The sequence below is a fragment of the Paenibacillus sp. 276b genome (genome assembly GCF_900107875.1).
Taxonomy (GTDB): domain Bacteria; phylum Bacillota; class Bacilli; order Paenibacillales; family Paenibacillaceae; genus Paenibacillus; species Paenibacillus marchantiae.
Genome location: NZ_FNRR01000001.1, coordinates 1,747,292 through 1,767,857 on the forward strand (window position 1 = coordinate 1,747,292; position 20,566 = coordinate 1,767,857).

Sequence of the window (20,566 nt, forward strand, 5' to 3'; positions counted from 1 at the left end):
AGCAGCCAACCAAGACTCTCGGGCGAAAGCTATAGCTTCCCGCAAAAATCTTAACGAAAGGGCTGCTTCCAACCATGACTTTTATTTCGCAGCTGCCATTTTCGCCTTATTCTCCTGCCATCTCGCTGTTTTGTACTTCAACAACTTGTCATAACCGGATTTTTGCGCATCCGCCTCAGCCTTATCCAGAAGCGAAAGCACTTCCTGATCCGAGGTCGTGGAGCTTATCGCTTTAGCTCTAACTTGCTCATAGATCTCAAACACCCGCTGCGCAATAATGCCTTCTTCCGAATCGCTTGCAGGATCCAGATTGGCGAACTCCGTAGTGTTCATCTGCGTCTTCCACGTAATCTCCGATTGCCAATACGTTTCAAAGTTTCGCTTCTCTGGCGGAAGTTTAGACTCGAATTTCATCTTAGAATTGTCCACATAGACTGTGTTACCGTTCCACTGAAAGTTGACGGTTGCGTTCATCAACTCATCACGACCTTTAGCATCGCTTGTGAATTTGTCGGTGAACAACGGCATATCCTCCTCGTCCGTTCCATCCCAATATAATCCTTCTGGCCCCCACATAATCGTACGTTGGCCATCAGGACCTGTGAACCAATCCAAGAAGGCGAAGATGGCCTCTGGATCTTTGGCCGATTTCGTAATGACGCTGACATTCCAGCCTAGCTGTTTATAATCACCCGGGAAAATCTTGTTGCGATCCAACTCCGCTTTGTGTACAGGCCATACCATGATGTAACCAGCATCCGGGTCTTGCGCTTTAAGCAGATTGTTGCCCTTGGAGCCAAACTCGGTGGGACTGGACGCCACATAAATGGCTACTTTGCCGTTGATAACCTTCTGCTCGACCTGCTCCAGCTTCTGTGTGAAGGCATCCTGAGTGACAAGTTTTTCACGGTACAGACGGCTCATATACTGCAGCAGCTCACGATAGACAGGATCCGTGAACAGCGATACGAGTTGATCCCCTTGTGGAACGGCGATCATACTGTTGAATGTATGTGGGCGATTTTCTGCAAACGCAGATACCATGATGTCCACTCCGGCAGCAGTTTGACCAACCTCCAGCGGAACAACATCTGGATACTTTGACTTCACTTGCTTCAAATAGACGTACAGATCCTCTGGTGTTTCCAGGCTCGGCGAGCCGAGTTCCTCGTAAATCTTCTTATTGACGAGATATCCTGCGTTGCCGTTTGGCTGCGTGGTATACCAGTTAGGGAACTGATATAGCTTACCGTCAGGTGAGCGAAGCAACTCGAGCGTAGACTCCCCAGCCCACTTTTTCAGATTGGGGTATTTATTCAGATAATCATCGAACGGGACCAACATCCCCTCAGAACGTAGCTTTTCGACATCCGCTCCACGATCCATCCATATAACATCCGGCAGTTCACCGGCCACGATCATGGTACTGAGCTTGTTCTTGGCGACGCCACCGGAGCTGATCGGCACTACGTCGATCTTTTTATTCTCTTTGATCCACTTCGTCGAAGCATCTTTACCCCAATCCGGCATTGTGTACCAGTCATAATGGCCGTAGAATGAGAATTCCAGCGGTTTCTCTCCCAGTACAAAGGTATCCCCCGAGACTGGGTAATTCTTCTCTTGGCTTGCAGTATTACCTCCTGAACCCGAACATCCCATTAAAGCCATGACAATGATAAGTGTGACTGACAAGCCAGAGAGAAGGTTCTTTTCCCCTTTTTTCATTATGAGTGCTCCCTTCGCGATTCATCTATGGTCAAAGCGGACGCTTAAAGCCTTGTCCGGGATTTGCTTGAATTACTCCTTCAAAGAACCGATTAATACACCCTTCACAAAATATTTCTGTACGAATGGATAGACGCAGAGGATCGGAATGGTTGCCACCATCATCGTCGACATGGACAACGATTTGGTAGTTACGGTTTTCATCGCGCTCATCCGGCCCTGTGCAGCAGCATCCATGTTCTGCATCTGTTCCATCATGATATTGGCATTAAGTATCTGCTGAAGCTTAGTTTGAATGGGTAGAAGATCCGTGTTAGATATGTAGATACTTGGCGCAAACCAATCATTCCAGTGATACACTGCCGTAAACAGCGACAGCGTAGCAATGACCGGTCCCGATAAAGGAAGTACGATTCGGATGAATACCCCCCAGTTCGAGGAACCGTCGATACGGGCGGACTCCTCAAGCCCGGGCGGGATTCCCTTAAAGAACGTCCGGAATATGATCATATTCCACACGCTGATAATGCCTGGTATGACCATAACCCAAAAAGAGTTCATCAGACCCAGCTCCCGAATGAGCAAGTAGTTGGGTATAAGTCCGCCGCTGAAGTACATCGTTATGATGCAAGTTACCATATAAAAGTTGCGACCCATCAATTCGCGTTTAGAAATGCCATAAGCTAATATGGCTGTTGCCACAATGGAGAGCAGTGTACCCAGCAACGTTCGGAGCACCGAGATGATGAAACCGTCAATCAGTCGCTCATCCTTAAACACCACATGATAATTTTCAAGTGTGAATTCACGCGGCCAGAATGTAATGCCGCCCTGCATCGTATCTGTCCCGGAGTTAAATGAAATGGCAGCAGCGTTCCAGAACGGATATAGCGCAATAAATGTAAACAAAGCCAATAAGAAGTAAATTATGCCAACAAACCATCGATCCCCATTCGACAGCCTCATGTGTATCTCTCCCCCTTCTCTCCTACCAAAGGCTGTTCCCCGATCGACGAGCCCAATAGTTGGCTCCGGACAATAACACGACGCTGATGATGGCCTTAAACAGCCCTGCCGCCGTTGCGTAGGAGTATCGGCTGTTCTGAATGCCAATTCGATATACATAGGTGTCCAGCACGTCGCTAACATCTCGCAAAACCGGATTGCCTCCCAGCAGCAATATGTCCTCAAACCCTGCATTTAGGAAATTACCGATAGCCAGAATCGAGAACACAACGATAATTGGCATAATGGATGGAATAGTGATGGAAAAAATCTGCTTCAGACGGCTCGCACCATCAATGGAAGCGGCTTCATACAGTTGGGGATTGATGCCCGCAATTGCCGCCAAATACACAATGGAGGAGAAACCAATCTCCTTCCACACATTCGTTACCGTCAAAATACTCCAAAAGTACTTTGGCTCCGACAGAAAGTTAATCGGTTCATCGATAAGACTCAGCTTCTGCAGCAGTATGTTTAGGCTGCCGTTGTCCGTAGACAAGATGGAGATCACAAAGCCCGATACGATGACCCACGACAAAAAGTGAGGCAAATAGCTGATCGTTTGAACAATTCTTTTGAAAGAATGTTTCCCTACTTCATTGAGCATCACCGCGAGCAGGATGGGGGCCGGAAACCCGATGCACAGTTTAAGCATGCCAATGACGAGAGTATTCCGCATAATGGTCCAAAACTCCGGCGTCCCGAAAAACGCGTCAAAATGTTTGAAGCCTACCCAGGGACTGTTCAGAAACCCTTTGAATAAACTGTAGTCCTGAAACGCCATCAGCACTCCGTACATGGGAATGTAGCTGAAGACCAGGATAAACATCATGGCCGGAAGCACCATAAGTTGAATATCCCATTGCTTCAGAAAGCGGTGCAGGTGACTTTTCTTAACAAGCGGCTTCGTTTTGCTGCTCATCTCCACTTGCGGCATTGGCATCTCCCCTTTTTAATTTAGTGTTAGATTTATTAACATAATTATGAGATGCTTGCCACTTCATTGTATCTCCTGCACCAGTTCATTTCTCTGCTAAAACCAGTAAAATATAGCACTATATTACTGATTTCTAGGGATTTTGCTTTTGTGAAGTCTTTGGCGTCATGCCGATGTGCTTTTTAAACAGCCGATTAAAGTTGGTCAGCGTGCGGAAGCCACATTCCAGAGCAATATCCATTACCTTCATATGGCCTCCCTCCAGCATTGTGACAGCTTGCTCCAGTCGAATATGGATCAGGTACAGCATCGGAGGCATGCCGACCGCGCGTTTGAATATTTCGCTGAACCTTGAAGGACTGAGATAGACAAGAGAGGCCAGCTCCTCCAGCGTCCATGGATGGGCGAAGTTTTGTTCCATAACCATAATCACCTGACGTATCTTCTCATACTGTCTCTCACTGATGAGGTGTTGACTACCGCAAATCCCCTCTATTCGACACTCCCGATTTACTATAGTCAGAAACTGGAGTATAAGCGAATATACAACCGTAGCGTAGGAACGCTGCTCCCTCTCATGCTCCAATTGGAGTTCAAGAAGAAGTGACCGCAGTCTGTCCATGGCCGGATGATCACGGTGGATTAGATTCGTGTAATGTTTGTCTATGTCGCGGAACGGGCTGAATAGCTCCGGATCGAATCGGAGGTTATGAATAAACCAGGTCGAATCGAACGTAATGACAGTCATGACAAGATCCTTCGTTTCGTAAGCGCAGTGAAGATCATTCGAATTGATGAGCAGCACATCTCCCTGCTGGAAATCAAATTTTTGACCGTTGATGATGTAGTAGCCCGTGCCGGATTTGATATAATTAATCTCCAGAACATTATGCCAATGAAGCTTTTGATAATGGATAGTCACACCAATCGTGTCGCCGATATAAACTGGATAATTCTTATTCATTTTTACCTTTTCCTTCGGAACCACTTCTTCCCTCATGATAGATGGCATTCATAACTCCCCCCACAACTTTTCTTGTAAGCGCTACCAAATACATATCTTGTAAAAAACTTTATCACCTATATTCCATTGTTGTAAATAAAAAAGCTATCCCAAGAGCCACTACTGACCCGGGACAGCTTTTTAAAAGGTCACTACAGAGTAAACTCTGTAGTGCCTTTCATATACACCTTATCACTGCTAATTCTTCAGGACTTCAACTTCTGCCATATCGTTCAGAGTTATATTCAGATTATTTCACCTTATTTGTAAGTTTCGTTATAAATTCCATCTTTCGAACGTCAGTTGGCCGGTTTAAATTTGATCCAATCAAAATTGGCACGTACCGGCATACCTGGGTAATTGAATTTTCCTGTCCATATCTCAGCCGGTCCAGAGCCCGACCACAGATTTACCATAATATAGCCAGGACTGGTTGGAAGTGTTCCACGTGATCCATTCTCCGTGTGGACCAGTTTACCGTCTACATACCACTTAATGGATGATGGCGACCATTCGAACGCATAATTATGAAAATCGAGCGAGGCATCAAACCCCAGATTGATAATCGTGCTATGCTGGCCTACGCCATTCGTAAAATAATTAGTTTCCATCTTCGTCGTGTCTTTGCCCAAAATTTCAATGTCGATTTCGTCATTGGATGTACCTGTTCCTTGCCCGGAATACGTAAAGAGGCTTGTGACAAGACCGACTCCTGAAGCCGCTTTTAAACGTGCTTCAACCCGGCCATAGCCATACTTCACATGGGTCGAATATTCAGCGGAAGCATAATTTTTCCCCGAGCAACTGGCGGGACACCCAGTATTGTCAAGTCGCAGAGCCATAATTCCATTCACGAATTCCTGATTAACCGCCTTCCAGCCCACTCCGAAATCTGGACCATTAGCCCATCCATTTGAGGTATAGAACAAATTAGGATTCACGCCGTTTAAAGGTTCGTTAAAAGCAATGTCTGCCGCCGACGCTTGAATGGGTAATAGCATCGCGCATATCAGGCCACTTGCCATTAACACGGCCAACATTTTCTTTCTAAAATCCATTAACTTTTTCATGAACAACACCTCTTCCTTGGGATGTAATTAAGAAAACATAAGCACGACAAGTTAAGCATTTCTGGGATTCCGGAATGAATAATTCCATCCTGAATCAACTTCATACTACATGTAAAAATGTAGTAAATCTCAATCATTTCAATGATTAAACTGCAATATTTAACGGTTTTTCGCATCAGTCCATTAGTTAAAAGGCTACAAACAGCCTATAGTTCCTTCCTGTTACGGTCTTCTTCAGCCTTCTTATCTCTAATCTTAGGTAGCGACCTGCGATACTATTTTGCAAATATTCTCGGAAATCTGTGCATATTGGAGCACTATAGTGACGCTATTGCCAATGAACTGTCCTGTCGGTTAGTTAAACAAGAAGACAGCCGATCGTGATCGGCTGTCTTCTTGTTTTTTTGCTCTATCGTGTCCCGTTTGCTTAATGATGTGTGTTGCTTTATTTCTTGTATCATGTATTCAACGAATGCTAAAAAAATTTGTAAGTCAACATTACTATTATCTATCTGTTTCTCTTTTATCTTAGTTAAGATCCATATTTCGCATCATGAGCACTTGCTCAACATTCGTTGTGAAACCTAATTTTAACAATAGATCGTTCAGAGGTTGATTGGATTTACGCAGGTTAGATGTCCCTCGTCTGCAAACATAGTCTAACGGGGCGAACAGTTCACTGAGTGCAAGCTTATAAATCTCCTCTGCATCTTCCCGCCCTGGAAGGACCTCACATTGATAGAGCGAAATGGTTACCATTTTACCCTCATGATCAAATGTTCGCTTATACAACGCATAGCATACAGGCTCGCTATCTTGTCTAATGATTATAGATTCACCCTCCTTCATGCTAGGCCATTGTGTCTGCCAAGCGGATAAACCTCGATAGAAGTCTAGCGCATATACATCACGGGGCAATCCTTTGGTGATAGAGAAGGGATGCTCAACAGATCGCTTCAATAATTGGGGATCTATTGTACCCGTATGTTGTAAAATCATTAATCGATCCGTAATTTCATACCCCACATACTGATATAGCTTGATCGCACTCTCATTCTGGGTGAGCGCTTCAAGTAACGCAAGTTCCACGCCTTGTTCTCGGTACAACTCTAGATTTCTTAACATGAGCGCTCTGCCAATGCCCTGCCCTCTAAATGCAGGCGCAATACCTGTCCCACCGTTCCATGCCACTTTCTTTCCATCTACGTCACGAAATCCATTCATGACAAACCCTGCAGGTTCACCATCCACATAAATAGCGAGTGAATTCTCCAAGGAAAGTCCTTCGTTAACAATCCTGGTCATCAAAGCATCAATCGTCATGACCATCTGTATAAAATAGCCCTCAAATCCTAGATTCCAAATACGTACATTTTCCTCCATCGATAGCTCACTTAGTTTCCTAAACGTCATTGTCATAAGTACAAACCTCTCTTTTACTTCGTTTAATGTGATCATTTTCGTATTTTCGCCCAACCTATATGCATTCTACTTTAACCGCTCGATAATGAAAAGTAAGGGAGCCATGGTCGAGTCGAACAACTAGTTCAAATCTCCATCTCACGCCACCGGCTTCATCGCATTTTTATACCGTGTATTGGAACTATGTTCAATAAATATTAAAATCTATCCTAAATATTGAAGAATTAACTGGTACATTGCTATAGAAAGCCCTAAAATACTCGCTTTCATCTTAGAAGGATGATTTCTTTCGCTGCGAAACAAGTAAAAGAAAACCGCTATAAATCCTAAGGGAATCCATAACTGAAAGACACCTTCTGTTGTAGCACGAGAATAAATGGAAGTAATGAAAGTACTAATTAAAAAGTAAAAGAAAACCGTAAAACGTCTTGTTTCTAATTGCTTGCTCCACCTTATTAAAAAGAAAATAATAATTATTGCGATAATTGTAATGTGTAAAGGGGGTAGAAGAATAGCAGCGTCCCCAAACTTGAATTCCATTCTACATCGTCCTCCTCATCTTTAGTACATCGCCAAATTTGATCAATATGCAAATCTTGATCCTATTCAAACTGCATATACAGCTATCTTAAGATAGATTAAGAATTAATTACAGGTTAAAGAAGGCCCCACTACATTTATTCCGAACTTCAAATTAATCTGTTGTAGTTGGACAATAGTTGATGCATGACTATTTCGGCCATATCTTCGGGGGATTCGCGTTGGTTATTCTTAATCCACTGGACCAGCACACCAATCGATGAACCAACATAATGAAAAAATAAGTGAAGACAGCTTATATTTAAATGTATGGTTAGGTGCTACATCAGATCAGGAAAAGCTGCCTGTATTGGTGTACATCCATGGAGGGACATTTAAAAACGGATCAGGTTCCATGGACTTGTACAAGGGCGAAAACATGGCAAAAAAGGGAGTTGTATTCGTAACGATTAATTACCGACTCGCTATTTTCTGCTTTACGTATTGGGTAAATTTCGCCAAGAGTGGCGACCCTAACGATGATATACTACCATTTTGGGCGCCATTGAATTAAGATCTTCATTTAAAGAATAAAAGACATTTGTAAAAGTTTCCGATTATGAGAGAAGAATCTACAATTACACCCTGTATGATCAATTCGATAAGCTTTCAACTCCTCTGTTATTTCCGGATACAACCAAGTTTCTTGTCTTGTCTCAGAATAAGAACTTAATATTATGTAGCAAAAAGGACGGCTTCGCCGTCCCTTATGGGAACTATAATTGAAAGCAGATTCACTAGTAACCCTTCTTCTGTGCAATAATGATATAGACGGGTTGGTTAGCAACTTGTGTTGGTGGATGAATCGTATCAATAACTGTAAAACCTGCCTTAACGATTTCTTCCTCCATCTCCTTCGATGAAACCCTTGGAGCATTAGTCATCTCCGTCTTCTCTAATTCAATGCACAAAAAGATCCCTTTGTCTTTTAAAACTCTGTGGATTTCATCCAACACCAATGAAAGAGGTTGAACCTCGTGTAACGAGATTGAAGCAACAGCTTTTTCGAATCTATCGTTCTCTAATGGCATTTCTTTAAAGTTTGCAGCGGTGGTCTCAATATTAGTTATCCCTTTTTCCTTAGCTTTTAGCTCTAGATACTGTAAAATATCATTATCGTAATCAAACGCAACTACCTTTTTCACATATTTAGCAAAAGAAAAGCTTATATAACCTGTACCGGCACCAAGATCTAATAATTCATCCTCTTTATTAAGCTGTATAAACTTAAATAACTCCTCTGCTGGGAACCTCTCAATATTCTCCAAGTGCTCAATTTTTCTTTGTAGTTTTGGATTCATTTTTATACTCCCTGTATAATCGTATTTGTAAGAATATTTGGTTTTTTTCCAACTGACGTCTAGGTAGATCCCAGTCTTGCCTGTTGAACTAAGGGATCAACAAGTTCTGCTTAGGAGATTTTCTATAGGCTTTTTAGTTCATATATTATTCTAACCACCGAAATTACCTCTCTGAGCACATTAAAGATATTCATTATCCATAATAACTATAATGTATAAAATAAGATTTGTAAATAACAATGTTTAACACACCAACCCCCTAATTTCCTACACTTGACCTAACCCGATATTTCATAAAAATTGGCAGAATCCTCCATCTATCACCAACGATCCAAGCTGGCATGAAACATGGAGTAAGGTGCTTGCTATCGTTCTCCTCAGTCTTGTAAGTCTGTTGGGTACTCGACCATGAAGCCTAATAGCCCGTCGCTCCAATCTCGACGAAAACGTAAAAAGAAGTATCGTTTTTCGAGCATCTTTCATTATTTTATCCTCATATCGCCTTGTCGCCAGAAGCTCTGCTAAAGTTAATGAATCGCGATCTCCTCATTCAGAGAACAGGCCGTTTGCGTATGACAGTCTCTTGGCAGGCGAATTTTATTCAATTTTTATCCATAAAAGAAAAATATATGATATATTTGATAAGTCACTTAAACATATCAGGAAAAGAGGATGTTCTATGAAAAAAGTCTTTTTATCATGTATTGCCATGCTCTTGTTTTTGATTTCATTTTCCCCTGTGACTTCCGCCGCCAGTGGAGATCGTCTGATTTATGACACGATGTATAACGTCGCCGGTGGCGGGTTAGTGTCAAACAATATCAGGTTTTCGTTTCAATTTGATAATTATGGTGATGCGCAGATCTGGGACGTCAAGGCACGCAAGATGATATGGAGCAGCAAAACCAAGGACACAAGAATACATAAACTCCAGATTAATTATTTCAGCGGGAAGTTGGTTATATCAGATCCGCAAAACACACCTTATTGGACGTCAGATAACCTAGTATGGTCTAAGACATATTATGGAGCAGACAATGTGCCAGCCAATCTTAGAGGCAATGTGCTGATCATGCAAAATGACGGCAATCTGGTACTGTACAACAATGAAAATCCGGCCTTGGGCTGGTATCCTGTCTGGGCTTCCGATACAGGTGGACATTAAACACCATAACAGTACCTTGCAAATGGATTCACGCACTCATCTGTCATCATTATGTAATGTAATCTGATTCTCATTAAACAGTTGTTGTACACCAAAAGATCTCTTCAATAATGAAGAGATCTTTTGGTGTTTCACATATAACCGACATTTGCAACTCAAAAATTCAATAATTCTCGCTTGCTCACTACATAGGAATACAAATTGAGGATGGGACTCTTCTTTATCCGCGATTTAAATCTATTGCGCCACCCCACACTTATGAAGATAAACAGCTTTATCTCTTCTGTATTGGTATCCATATCTCGCTTCTGTATTGCAAAGAAGTAACATCCTTATGCTCATTCCACAGGATTTCCGGTCCTTCGCTCAGCTCATAATCTGAAGAAGGAAACCACTCGGAATAGATTCTTCCCCAGATATCCTGAAGCGTACCGGGAAAAGGACCAACGACAGTAAACACTGCCCATGTCGAGGAAGGCACTTCCAGTTGTGCCAAACCCTCAGGAGCCTTTTGGGTCGTAGCTGCACCGATATAATAATCTAGTTCCCCCTTTTCCTCCATCCGTTCCTCACTAAAATGAGCCGAAGCACTAATTAGCCCAAGCGGCTGAACATTGGATATCCTCTTAATCGTCTCAATTAATTCCGGCGTAAGACGTTGATACATCGCAGCAATGTCCGGGTTTACCCCGTTGAACACGATCGGCACCCTTTTACTGATACCCACAACCCGAAAGGCCTCTTTGTCTTCAATACGGTAGTTCATTTCGCTTCCTCCTTGAATGGTCAATTGGAATGTCATTCGAGGGAAGGCCTTGAGTGATGGACCATGATTTTTCGCTTCCGAGGGCGTAACCCCATGCATGCTCTGAAAAGCTCTAGCGAAGGAATCCGGAGAAGTATATCCATATTTGAGGGCAACATCAATGACTTTACTGTCATTCCGGCTTAGTTCCAGAGCTGCCAGCGTCAAGCGCCGACGTCGGATATACTCTGACAAAGTAATGCCGCTTAGAAAGGAAAACATACGTGTAAAATGGTATTCCGAGCAGCAGGCGATTCGTGCTACCTCTTTCATATCCACAGAATCCGTTAGATTCTCCTCAATATAGCTCAAGCCCTCATTCAATCGTGCTAGTGCATTCATGATCTTTCCCTCCCTCGTTGATCTAAGCATATCAGAGCCTTTCTTCTCGTATCCGACATTCCCTGCACCATTTTGCAGGCATTGCTACTTTCATGATTTCCTGACCAGCCCCATTAAACGCCTCTCCGCTCTTGTCCAACACTGCTCAACGTCAAGTTGATGGCCCATGGCAAACCTGTATTAATTTACGTCTACTTGTTATTAGATAATATATTAAATTACTAATCGTGTCTTTTTAAAGCATTTGCAAAAAGGAGCGCCTTCAATGGGAACATGTTCTTGTCCCCCGACCAAAAAAGCCGAATGGATTGTTCTCATCCACTCAGCTTTTAGGGTAATTTCACAATAATTTGTATAGCATCACCTCAATAACTCACAAGTACAACTAACTGCATCATGTAAGCCTGTCGCAACACCGCTATTATTCAGAAAGTATCGGTTCACCACCTGGCGCCTCATTTGCAAGCAGCTCTGAACCATCGGAATGCCGTTCGAACATAACTGCGTCAACTCTCGTATAGATCATATCCGCAGGAAGCGTTGGAGGGTCTACCGTTGTAGGAGTAACCCTGGTTAACCGGACATACTCGCTACCGTCACCCGTAAAGTCGAACGTTCCTAGATTAACCCAACCCGATGAGCCGACCGTTGCATCGATATAGGTGACCTCGGTACCCGTCTTATGCTTCACTTCCACTTTGACATTATTATCATTTCCCGTCGTATGGACGAGCTTGTAGATCGAGACCGTATATTTCCCCTCTGGAAACTGGCCTTTCCACGTTGCGGATGATCCTTGAACTGTTGAGTAACGGGATTTAACCCCAATTTTGTATCCGGCTAAATTGCTTTGGCTCCAAGAACCTTCTGTCGTATATAACCCAGTTGTATTTGTACTGTCGACGATAACCGTTAGGTCCTTGATCGTGATGTTCAAAGGAGGTGTGGTTAAGGTCACTCCGTCAATCGTGACAGTAGCCCATACCTCTATGTGATCCGTGTTCCCATCGAGATTAAGAAGGGTCAACATGCCACTGCTATCCACTTCGGCCAGATCCGTACGATCAACGAAATACTGCACATTGGCCTGTGTTAGATCACCGATCAAACCGTTATCCAAATAGCCGGTTACGCTCAGCTGTGCGGTTTGGGTCATCTGCAACTCGTTCCGATCAGACAGGATCACAGCAGACTCCAATTGCGGTATCTGGTTCGCGTCCACCCACATGATCGCATCGGCAACGACCCTAGACTTGTTGGCCTTATTGGTTAGTTCCACGTACCCGCTATCGCCTGCAGCAAAAGGAAAATCCCCTAGGTGCACCCAAGTACCATTTGCTGTTGTCTCATCAACAGTAACGGTCTCGGAGCCTCCGCTGTAATACACGGTAAATGAGGCATTCGTTGTCCAATTTTCACTTGCAGCGGTGATTTGCGGAATCTTGTAATATACACTGTAAGTGACACTTTCCGGCAGTTCAGGCCGCCATCTCATTTTGCTTGTCGCTGTGCCAGCCGTAGATTTGGCATACACATAGTTATCATAGTAATAGTTGTCAGCCGTCGTATCCCTTATCCAGACGCCTTCTGTCTCCGCCTCCGTATTATCCACTATGATAGATGAACTCTCCTGCCCATCGGGTTGGACTGGAGTTTCCGTAACCTGATCAGGCAGATAGAGTGTCCGCTTGCGGGTCTGTTTCCCCTCCGATTCCACATAATACGTGAAGGTTTCGGATAAATCATTCACCCGTATCGACCATTCCATTGGGTATATCGTATCTGGGACGGTCGTATACGTAGCCCCGCCATCCAAGGAATAATGGATTGTCGCTGGTTTTGTCGTTTTTGCCTGCACATACGCATCGTATACCGTTTCGTCAGGCTTAACCATCAGCATACCTTTAACCGCATCAATTGGACTGTGGGTATCAAAGAAATAGCTTGCATCCGATGTATCAGCCGTTCTAACCTGATGCAGTGGCACGTCAATGTTAAGTCCTTCTACAATGATAGCGGTGATGCCCTTGCCTGAAACCGTGGCTTGAATGATTCCGCCACTCATAACTGCTTGCTCTGGTGTACCATTGTCGCGAATGATCGTTACGGTATAATCCTGTGTCGGTTTGAATCCAATGATTTGTTCATTCAATTCGATCGGAGTCTGAACTTCTTCTGACGATGCATTGCTTAGCCCGATGTAGAATTTATCACCGCTCTCACCCGTTATCCAATTCAATTGAGGATGGTTGGTCTTAATAATCCCCTTGGGCATCCAAAGCCAAACGTCGGAATTACCATAAAATTGACCAGGTTTATTCCCATAGAGGTGATATTTGAACCATAAAAAATTCGTTTCAAATACGGAAGGAAATGTAATACTTCCATTCGATTTTAATGATTGTTCGCTGATCAAATAATCCATCGTTTGCCCAAGCTGCCCCGGAATATGGTGGTAATATATGGATGTAGCCCCACTGGGGCCTTCCAGAGGAAAATCCGGTTCAAGTTGACTAACGGCGAAACCCTTATAGTAATAACCTGGATAACTGGAATATCGGCCAATAACCGCATTATGAGCAATATCCTGCAGCAGTTTATCCCCTGTATAGAGCGACAATCTCAGCATGAATGGAGCTTCCTGAGCATTCATTCGATAATAGCCGGTTGTACTTCCTGCTTCAAACGTCAATCCGCTCGGAGAAACAAGCCAAGTATCCGCTTGAACACCTCCAGCTATATCTTCTGGAAGCTTGAGCCTAGGATATTGAAATTTACCACTTTCCGGCCAATGGAACGACTCCGCGTAATTATACGTCTCAGGCTGAGGAATCGTAACGTTACCTTCAGGAACTGGACGAGCAACGAACATCGTTGCATACCGTTTGGCTTCCTTATAAGCGGCATTCAAGTATTTGGGATCCTGAGTTTCCTCATAAAGCTCCAAGATCTCCATCCACAGCTTACTATAATAATAAATGAACTCATTTTTACTCACATCCACGGATGCAGGCGTATCGATATATTGCAAGATATAACTATCGGCTGCATCCTTGGCAGCCTGCAAATACTGCGCCTCTCCTGTCATACGATACATCATCAGGGGTTGAATGACAGGCCCCCGGTCTTTCTGGTCAGGATCACGCATGAGGTACTCTTCCTGTGCCAGCGCCCCAATTCCTGCCGAAGTACCCATCATCTGATTGACAGCGGCTACACTTGAAACATCGAACGGCAGAGTAGCCATTTTCCATAAGGAAGGCACACCGTATACTTTCTTCTGCGTCGGCGACCAACCGATACCATTTCGCGATACGCCATACTGGACGGACGGCAGTGCTCTCGTATCGTAAAGCTGGTCATCCCCAGTCAAATAGTAAGCCCCCAAAAGAACCGCATTCGAGCTTGTTCGGACGCTATCCTCGTTTTCGATATCAATAAATCCCTTGGCACGGCTCCACCACCCGCTGGGTGACGGGACATAATTAACAGAGTCGTCCCCTTGCGGCTCAATCTTAAGTAAATCGATCATATTGAACATCGCGTCAGTAAGCGACTGATCTGACACATTTTCGCGGTATGCTGAATAACCGTACTCATTGCGAAGAATATCCGCGTAGGATTCATACAGATTGCTTTTTTGAGCGATTAGCCCCATATGAAATTGATAAGTGCTCTCTGCGGTCATTTGCGAATAAGTTCCTAATTGAGGCGCATACAAGATTGGCTGCACGCTGCCTTCGTTGTTGACCAGACTCATGCCAAGCCGTTGTTTCGTAACGCCTCCCGTCGGTTCAAATTCAACCGGAAGCTCTGCCGAAGGTACAAATACACCATACGTTAATGGATTTCCCGAACCATCATTTTTCTCAACCAGGCTCATCGGAGCGCTCAGCTCTCTCAAACTTGTTGATTCCACTGTACCTACCATTTTGGCATGTGACCTGAATCCATTTAACACTTCATTGATGCCCGAGACTGCCTCTGTTGTGAAGGACTGATATCCAATCACATAATTGCCGTCGCGACGAGGCGTAAAGGCGAAAGAAACATCTGGTTTTTCCCCTGCCATGGACCAGTTCACTTCAAAATCGTAATCACTGCCATGCGTAGAATCGGTTAACACCGCCGTGTGGTTATCGGGAAAATGGACCCCATCGAATGTAATCCAGCGTTTGTTCATCGTATCGTAGTAATTGGTTCGGCTGCCCGCATTCCCATCCAATAAAACCCATTGCTCCTCAAGTCTTTCCGATACGTTATTGATTGGCGTCCAGTTTCCCGTGTCCGTGTTCTTATAGAACATGTCACGAACGATGGATTTCCCCCCATCCCATGCTGCCTCATAGAAGGTCGCCTTATAGTTAGCATTTTCGATGCTGCCTTTTTCCGTATAACTGAGATTCGCTAATGTGCGGCTCCGCAGCGGGGGCAAGGGTGGTGCTTGCTGCCGGATATTTCCTTCGAACTTGACTGCATCGGCTCGTGTAATAATCGTACCCGTCGTAGGTTGCGTTCGAGTCAGCCTGACAAATTCGCTATCATCACCACTAAACTCATACTCCCCCAGATCCACCCATCCAACCGATGGACCTGACGAAGGTCTTAGATCCATAAACTTGACATCCGTTATCCCGTTATGAACAATCTCAATCTTCACATTACTATCTGCTTTATCCGCCCAATCCAGCTTATAGAACGATATTTTCGCCGTCCCTGCTTCCAAGCGCGGATTCCATGTGATAGTTCTACCTACAGCATCCGTATATTTGGAACTGGAATTATTGTATCCCTTTACTCCTGCGCTTGTGGTCCAATAAGGAGCAGAGAACCCGTTATTGACATTGCCTGAATCAACAGTGACGACATTATCAATTGTGAGGCTTCCATCATCAATGATGATCGTCTTATGTGGTTCTTTCTGCCTTATATTCCCTTCGAACTTGACCGCATCCGCACGCGTAAGGATCGTGTTCGTGGTGCCGGTAGACCGGGTTAATTTAACGAATTCTTCACCAACTCCGGAAAAATAGTACTCTCCCAAATCAACCCAACCAGGTGGAGCGCCAGATGAGGGTCTTAAATCCATAAAGACTACATCCGTCGTTCCATTATGAACAATTTCGATTTTCACATTGCTATCAGCCTTATCCGCCCAATCCAGCTTATAGAAAGATATTTTCGCCGTTCCTGCTTCCAAGCGTGGGTTCCATGTTATCGTTCTGCCTGCTGTACTCGTATATTGGGTGCTGGAAAGATCATACCCCTTCACCCCTGTGCTTGTGGTCCAATTTGGAGCCGAATATCCATTGTTCTCGTTACCCGCATCAGGTGTCACAACATCATTAATCTTAATACTCCCGTCATCGATGATAATGGTCTGATAAGGTAAGGTCTCCGCATAAGCAGCCCTTATTCCGATCAGGCTGGAAGGAACTACTATCGTCAACATGAAAACGATGAAGAAAAACAGCTTCCTTTTGACCATACAACTCACAGCCTCTCCTATTAATGATAACGCTTCCAAAAAGTAATACCCCTTTAATCAAATGATCGTAAAAAAGCAATTAACCTTAACATTCTGGCTAATCCCGCTCTGTCGTTTCTATCTTAGCATGTCACATCACCGTGAAATTTCTTTCATTTTAAGAATTTCTTATACGATTTTAAGTAAAAAAAGAAACCTACATCCTAATTGAGCGCTCATTGCAGTCAGATAGAATATAGGTCTTCCAAGTAGACCAATCAATTATAATGGCGGCTGCACCAATAGCAACTTCCCAAGCTGAATGACCGTTTGATCATACCAAGCCGGATGTTGTCGAACATGTTCCATACCTCTTTCATTGCCACTTGCCTCAAACACGGCCGCTTTGTCTGTCTTCTTGTGATCGATTTCGAAGCGAACCGTATGTTTCCCATTCGGTAGCTCCGGTAAGTAAACATATTGATTTCGATTATGATCGTTATATGAAGTGAATCGATCGATAAGAAAAGGTTCACCCTCATCCACCGTCACCTTCAATCTGCCAGAATCCGGCCCCCCAATATCGAATAATCCGATGTGAGTTCCCTCAAACTCCACTGTGATCGTCTCTCCGGGATCGACTGCTCGCCATAGACCGGGGAACAACCAATCATACTCGCGCACTAAAGCAAAATCATCAGGGGTCATGTAAGACCACCCCGCGGAAAAATGAGTAAGACTATCCAGTGGTAGCATGGTTGCATACTCCCAAGGGTTGGCCGGGACCAAAGGCTCCTGCGGCAAGGGATGTTCGACTTTTCCTACGTGATCTCGAAGCTCTCTGATTTTCTCAAACGACCGGGTGATTGTATCCGTGTAAATCTGATGTCCTTCGGGAATCGTTGGATGGATCGAATCATGCGTAAAAATAACGGCTCCGGGAATAGATACGTCTGCTCTTAAGGTGAAAATGAGCTTTCCATCCAAAACCAATTGACTTACTGCTACGCCCAGATGAATCGAAGGAATGCCGTAATAGTCAGCGACTTCCTCTTGCATACGAGCGCCCTTCTGGTATTGGCCGGATTGAAATGAGGTCAAATCCCGTTCCTTAACCGTGTACACAAACAGGATATCGGTAAACCGGCTGTGCTTGCGAATCTGTCGGACAATACCTTCGATCCGAGCCTTGGATTCGGGAACTCCGCCATCATTACCAACAAATTCAACAAACACGAGATCAGGCTGATGACGCAGTACATCTATCTCCAAACGGGCGCAGCCGAGGTCCGATCCTGTCCCATCAATGCCTGCGTTCACAGAGCGGATATCTGCATTGGGATATTGCCCTCGCAGCCAATCCGCCGTCATGACCCTATATCCTTTAGAACGTGTATTACTGCCGCCAAAATAGACAATTGTTACTGTTTCCCCATTTTCCAACTTTTGAATGACATTAGGCAGCCCTCTTCGAGGGAAAAATTCCTTCATCGTGACTTCACCCGCCCTCACTTAGCGTTTTTAGGAGCAAAAAATTTGACAGCAAACACTTCATAATAAGGCGAACCATACGTTGCACAGAAATCAAGTCGGACTCGGGTTACACCTTTTGCATGCACCTGATGTTTATTCAACGAAAGATAATTCCCACGGATATTCATTTCACTCTCGGTTCCGTCTTCTAAGGTTAAGATCACATCATAATCTTGAATCAACGGCTCGATCGGATCGTCGAAATGCTCCAAATTCAGCTGCGAATTGAAAACAAGATGGATTTCATCCAGATTCTTGGGGCTTGCAAAAGCAAATTCCAACCACTCCTGTCCTTCCGAACGTTCAGAAATCCAGCTGTTCGGTAGACCATAAGGTCTGGAGAAGCCGTTGACGACATTCTCAGGGCTATACATATTTTGGGATGGCGATAGGTCTTTAAAGCAAATGCTCTTATTAAGCTTCTTCAGCCTGGACGGCTCTTCCGGTTTATAAAAGAAGCTCACCACTCCAGTCATTTTCTCTTCATTCGTGTGTATCGAAAGGCTCTCTGAACCTTCCAATACGATGTAGACCTTGTCATCAGCCGGTTTCTCGCAGCCCAGTTCCAGCGTGATCCATTCATCGTAACCCGCTGAAATAAGCAAGGGATATTTTTTCAACTCGCTGGCGGGAATATAGTTTTCCTTCCGCTCCCCGCCAAATAGCTTCACTTGCAACATTTCCGAATGCTCGGATCTATTTTTAATTTTGATCTGCACGCTTTCAGCTACGGATGTCTGAATTGGCAAGATCAAACATAACGCTTTCTCCAAGGAGATCTCTTCAGTTGGATGAAGATGTTCATAGCTTCGCTGAGACGAGGCACGAATCGTTAAGCCGTCAGCAAAATAAGGATCCAACTGCTCTTGAAGCCCTACAATCGTTTGCCCGTCTCGTAGCAGCTGCGTCTGAAGCTCATCCACATGCGCTTTGACGATGTCCGCGGGGTCTGTGTCATATTTTACGCATAACGCAGCAGCTGTTCCTACCGCCTGCCCCATACAACCACAGGTTGCCATCACCCTTGTAGACCCAAAAGCTACATGGGTAGCGCTTATATTGCGGCCAGCGAACATGAGATTAGGAATATTACGTGAAAATAAGCTGCGGAAAGGGATATTATACAATCCCGGCACGAAATTCCACGCTGTAGCCGGCCCCTCATCGTAGATGCCTTTATTCGCATGCAGATCCATATACCAGCCCCCGACGGATACAGCATCTTCGAAATGAGTCTTTGCTGTAAGATCGTTCTGAGACAGCATGTGTTCCCCGATAAACCGTCTTGACTCCCGCTTTCCCGGAATCGGGCATACATAATCCAAGATGAGATTGTCTACATCATCAAACTCACCGCTATTTTTGATATAATCCCATATCCCGTACACCAATTTCCGCAGTTCCAATGCGATGTCTTCATTATTCTTGATAATATCCATATGACCGCCGTATTCCAGCCACCACAATCCGCCAAGCCCGTTGATTTTCCTTGGAAAAGACCGATGGTTTAATCCTTTTCTGATACTATCGAAAAACTCCAGCTTCGTGATATCATACGCAAAGCCAGGCCTTTTGTAAGGAACGGCATAGTTTACGTCACGGGCTTGAAACAGAATCGTATCGCCCATCGTGTAATGATCCGCCACTTCTGGAGCGAGCTCCTCCTTGTATTCATGCTTCGCTTCTCTTCCCCATCGGAAGTGAGCGCCTGCTTGGTATCCAACTATTCCATCACCGGAGCAATCGATATAGGTTGGGCTTTCAAAACGGAATTTTCTTTCAGAAGCTAATTGAAGGCCCTCCACCCATTGAATTCTGCCGTTCTCCATGCCCGTTTCATGTACACATGTATTCAGAAATAGAGAAATGTTAGGCTCATCATAAACCATGTCGAGCAAGACCGTATCCGAAAGCGAAAGCATAAGCTTCTTGTTGTATAACGGATTATAATGAAAGATCTTCAGCTTGAGTTCTTCTACCAACCCGCCCTCACGGGCATAATAGGATGGACTATTTCCGAGATATGCCGACCCGTTGATATGAACTCTGACCTCGCTGCTCGCATTTCCCCCAAGCACCGGCCGATCATTAATAAGTGAAACCTGCAGACCTTGGCGTGCAGCCGCAATGGCAGCGCATATCCCTGCAATACCTCCACCTACGACGGTTACATCTGCTTTCATAAGCTCCATTTTGATAACCTCCATGATTA

General features: G+C 44.4%; 15 protein-coding genes. 2 read left to right on the forward strand and 13 right to left on the reverse strand.

Going from position 1 to position 20,566, the window contains the following annotated elements:
* Window positions 1-81: 81 nt before the first annotated feature.
* From BLV50_RS07395 to BLV50_RS33735, 8 genes are all read right to left on the reverse strand, one after another.
* Complete coding sequence (locus BLV50_RS07395) at window positions 82-1,725, reverse strand: extracellular solute-binding protein (protein ID WP_072733088.1); 1,644 nt, start codon at window positions 1,723-1,725, stop codon at window positions 82-84.
* Window positions 1,726-1,797: 72 nt separating this feature from the next.
* Window positions 1,798-2,691 carry a carbohydrate ABC transporter permease gene (locus tag BLV50_RS07400; protein WP_072733089.1) on the reverse strand — a complete coding sequence of 298 codons (894 nt, stop codon included), beginning with the start codon at window positions 2,689-2,691 and terminating at the stop codon, window positions 1,798-1,800.
* A gap of 22 nt (window positions 2,692-2,713) precedes the next feature.
* Window positions 2,714-3,667 (reverse strand): ABC transporter permease, encoded by a 954-nt coding sequence (locus BLV50_RS07405; RefSeq protein ID WP_072733090.1) that lies wholly within the window; start codon window positions 3,665-3,667, stop codon window positions 2,714-2,716.
* A gap of 133 nt (window positions 3,668-3,800) precedes the next feature.
* Window positions 3,801-4,679, reverse strand: a complete 879-nt coding sequence (locus BLV50_RS07410) for an AraC family transcriptional regulator (RefSeq protein ID WP_064637708.1) — start codon at window positions 4,677-4,679, stop codon at window positions 3,801-3,803.
* Window positions 4,680-4,969: 290 nt separating this feature from the next.
* Window positions 4,970-5,740, reverse strand: coding sequence for a beta-glucanase (locus tag BLV50_RS07415; RefSeq protein ID WP_090806741.1), 771 nt, complete (start codon window positions 5,738-5,740; stop codon window positions 4,970-4,972).
* Window positions 5,741-6,268: 528 nt separating this feature from the next.
* A complete protein-coding gene (locus tag BLV50_RS07420) occupies window positions 6,269-7,159 on the reverse strand; it encodes a GNAT family N-acetyltransferase (protein WP_177031135.1) in 891 nt (296 codons plus the stop codon).
* Between the two features lie 207 nt (window positions 7,160-7,366).
* Window positions 7,367-7,702: a hypothetical protein gene (locus tag BLV50_RS07425; RefSeq protein ID WP_063563718.1), complete on the reverse strand. Its 336-nt coding sequence runs from the start codon at window positions 7,700-7,702 to the stop codon at window positions 7,367-7,369.
* Between the two features lie 149 nt (window positions 7,703-7,851).
* The gene (locus BLV50_RS33735) at window positions 7,852-8,013 is read right to left on the reverse strand and encodes a TetR-like C-terminal domain-containing protein (RefSeq protein ID WP_371129235.1); all 162 of its coding nucleotides are present in this window, start codon (window positions 8,011-8,013) and stop codon (window positions 7,852-7,854) included.
* Between BLV50_RS33735 and BLV50_RS07430 the strand changes: the two genes are divergently transcribed.
* On the forward strand, window positions 7,962-8,255 hold the full coding sequence (locus BLV50_RS07430) for a carboxylesterase family protein (protein ID WP_090806745.1): 294 nt from the start codon (window positions 7,962-7,964) through the stop codon (window positions 8,253-8,255). The genes BLV50_RS33735 and BLV50_RS07430 overlap by 52 nt on opposite strands.
* A 223-nt stretch (window positions 8,256-8,478) precedes the next feature.
* Here BLV50_RS07430 and BLV50_RS07435 read toward each other — a convergent pair whose 3' ends face one another.
* Window positions 8,479-9,042 carry a class I SAM-dependent methyltransferase gene (locus BLV50_RS07435; protein WP_079693731.1) on the reverse strand — a complete coding sequence of 188 codons (564 nt, stop codon included), beginning with the start codon at window positions 9,040-9,042 and terminating at the stop codon, window positions 8,479-8,481.
* A 679-nt stretch (window positions 9,043-9,721) separates the two neighbouring features.
* On the opposite strand from BLV50_RS07435, the gene BLV50_RS07440 reads away from it, so the two are divergent.
* Window positions 9,722-10,207, forward strand: coding sequence for a hypothetical protein (locus tag BLV50_RS07440; protein ID WP_090806747.1), 486 nt, complete (start codon window positions 9,722-9,724; stop codon window positions 10,205-10,207).
* A gap of 274 nt (window positions 10,208-10,481) precedes the next feature.
* Here BLV50_RS07440 and BLV50_RS07445 read toward each other — a convergent pair whose 3' ends face one another.
* The 4 genes from BLV50_RS07445 to BLV50_RS07460 form a co-directional block, all read right to left on the reverse strand.
* Window positions 10,482-11,354 (reverse strand): AraC family transcriptional regulator, encoded by an 873-nt coding sequence (locus BLV50_RS07445; protein WP_090806749.1) that lies wholly within the window; start codon window positions 11,352-11,354, stop codon window positions 10,482-10,484.
* Window positions 11,355-11,775: 421 nt separating this feature from the next.
* A complete protein-coding gene (locus tag BLV50_RS07450) occupies window positions 11,776-16,806 on the reverse strand; it encodes a golvesin C-terminal-like domain-containing protein (RefSeq protein ID WP_218135374.1) in 5,031 nt (1,676 codons plus the stop codon).
* Window positions 16,807-17,103: 297 nt separating this feature from the next.
* Window positions 17,104-18,312: an SGNH/GDSL hydrolase family protein gene (locus BLV50_RS07455; RefSeq protein WP_090806753.1), complete on the reverse strand. Its 1,209-nt coding sequence runs from the start codon at window positions 18,310-18,312 to the stop codon at window positions 17,104-17,106.
* A 17-nt stretch (window positions 18,313-18,329) separates the two neighbouring features.
* Window positions 18,330-20,561, reverse strand: a complete 2,232-nt coding sequence (locus BLV50_RS07460; RefSeq protein ID WP_090806755.1) for an FAD-dependent oxidoreductase — start codon at window positions 20,559-20,561, stop codon at window positions 18,330-18,332.
* Window positions 20,562-20,566: the final 5 nt, after the last annotated feature.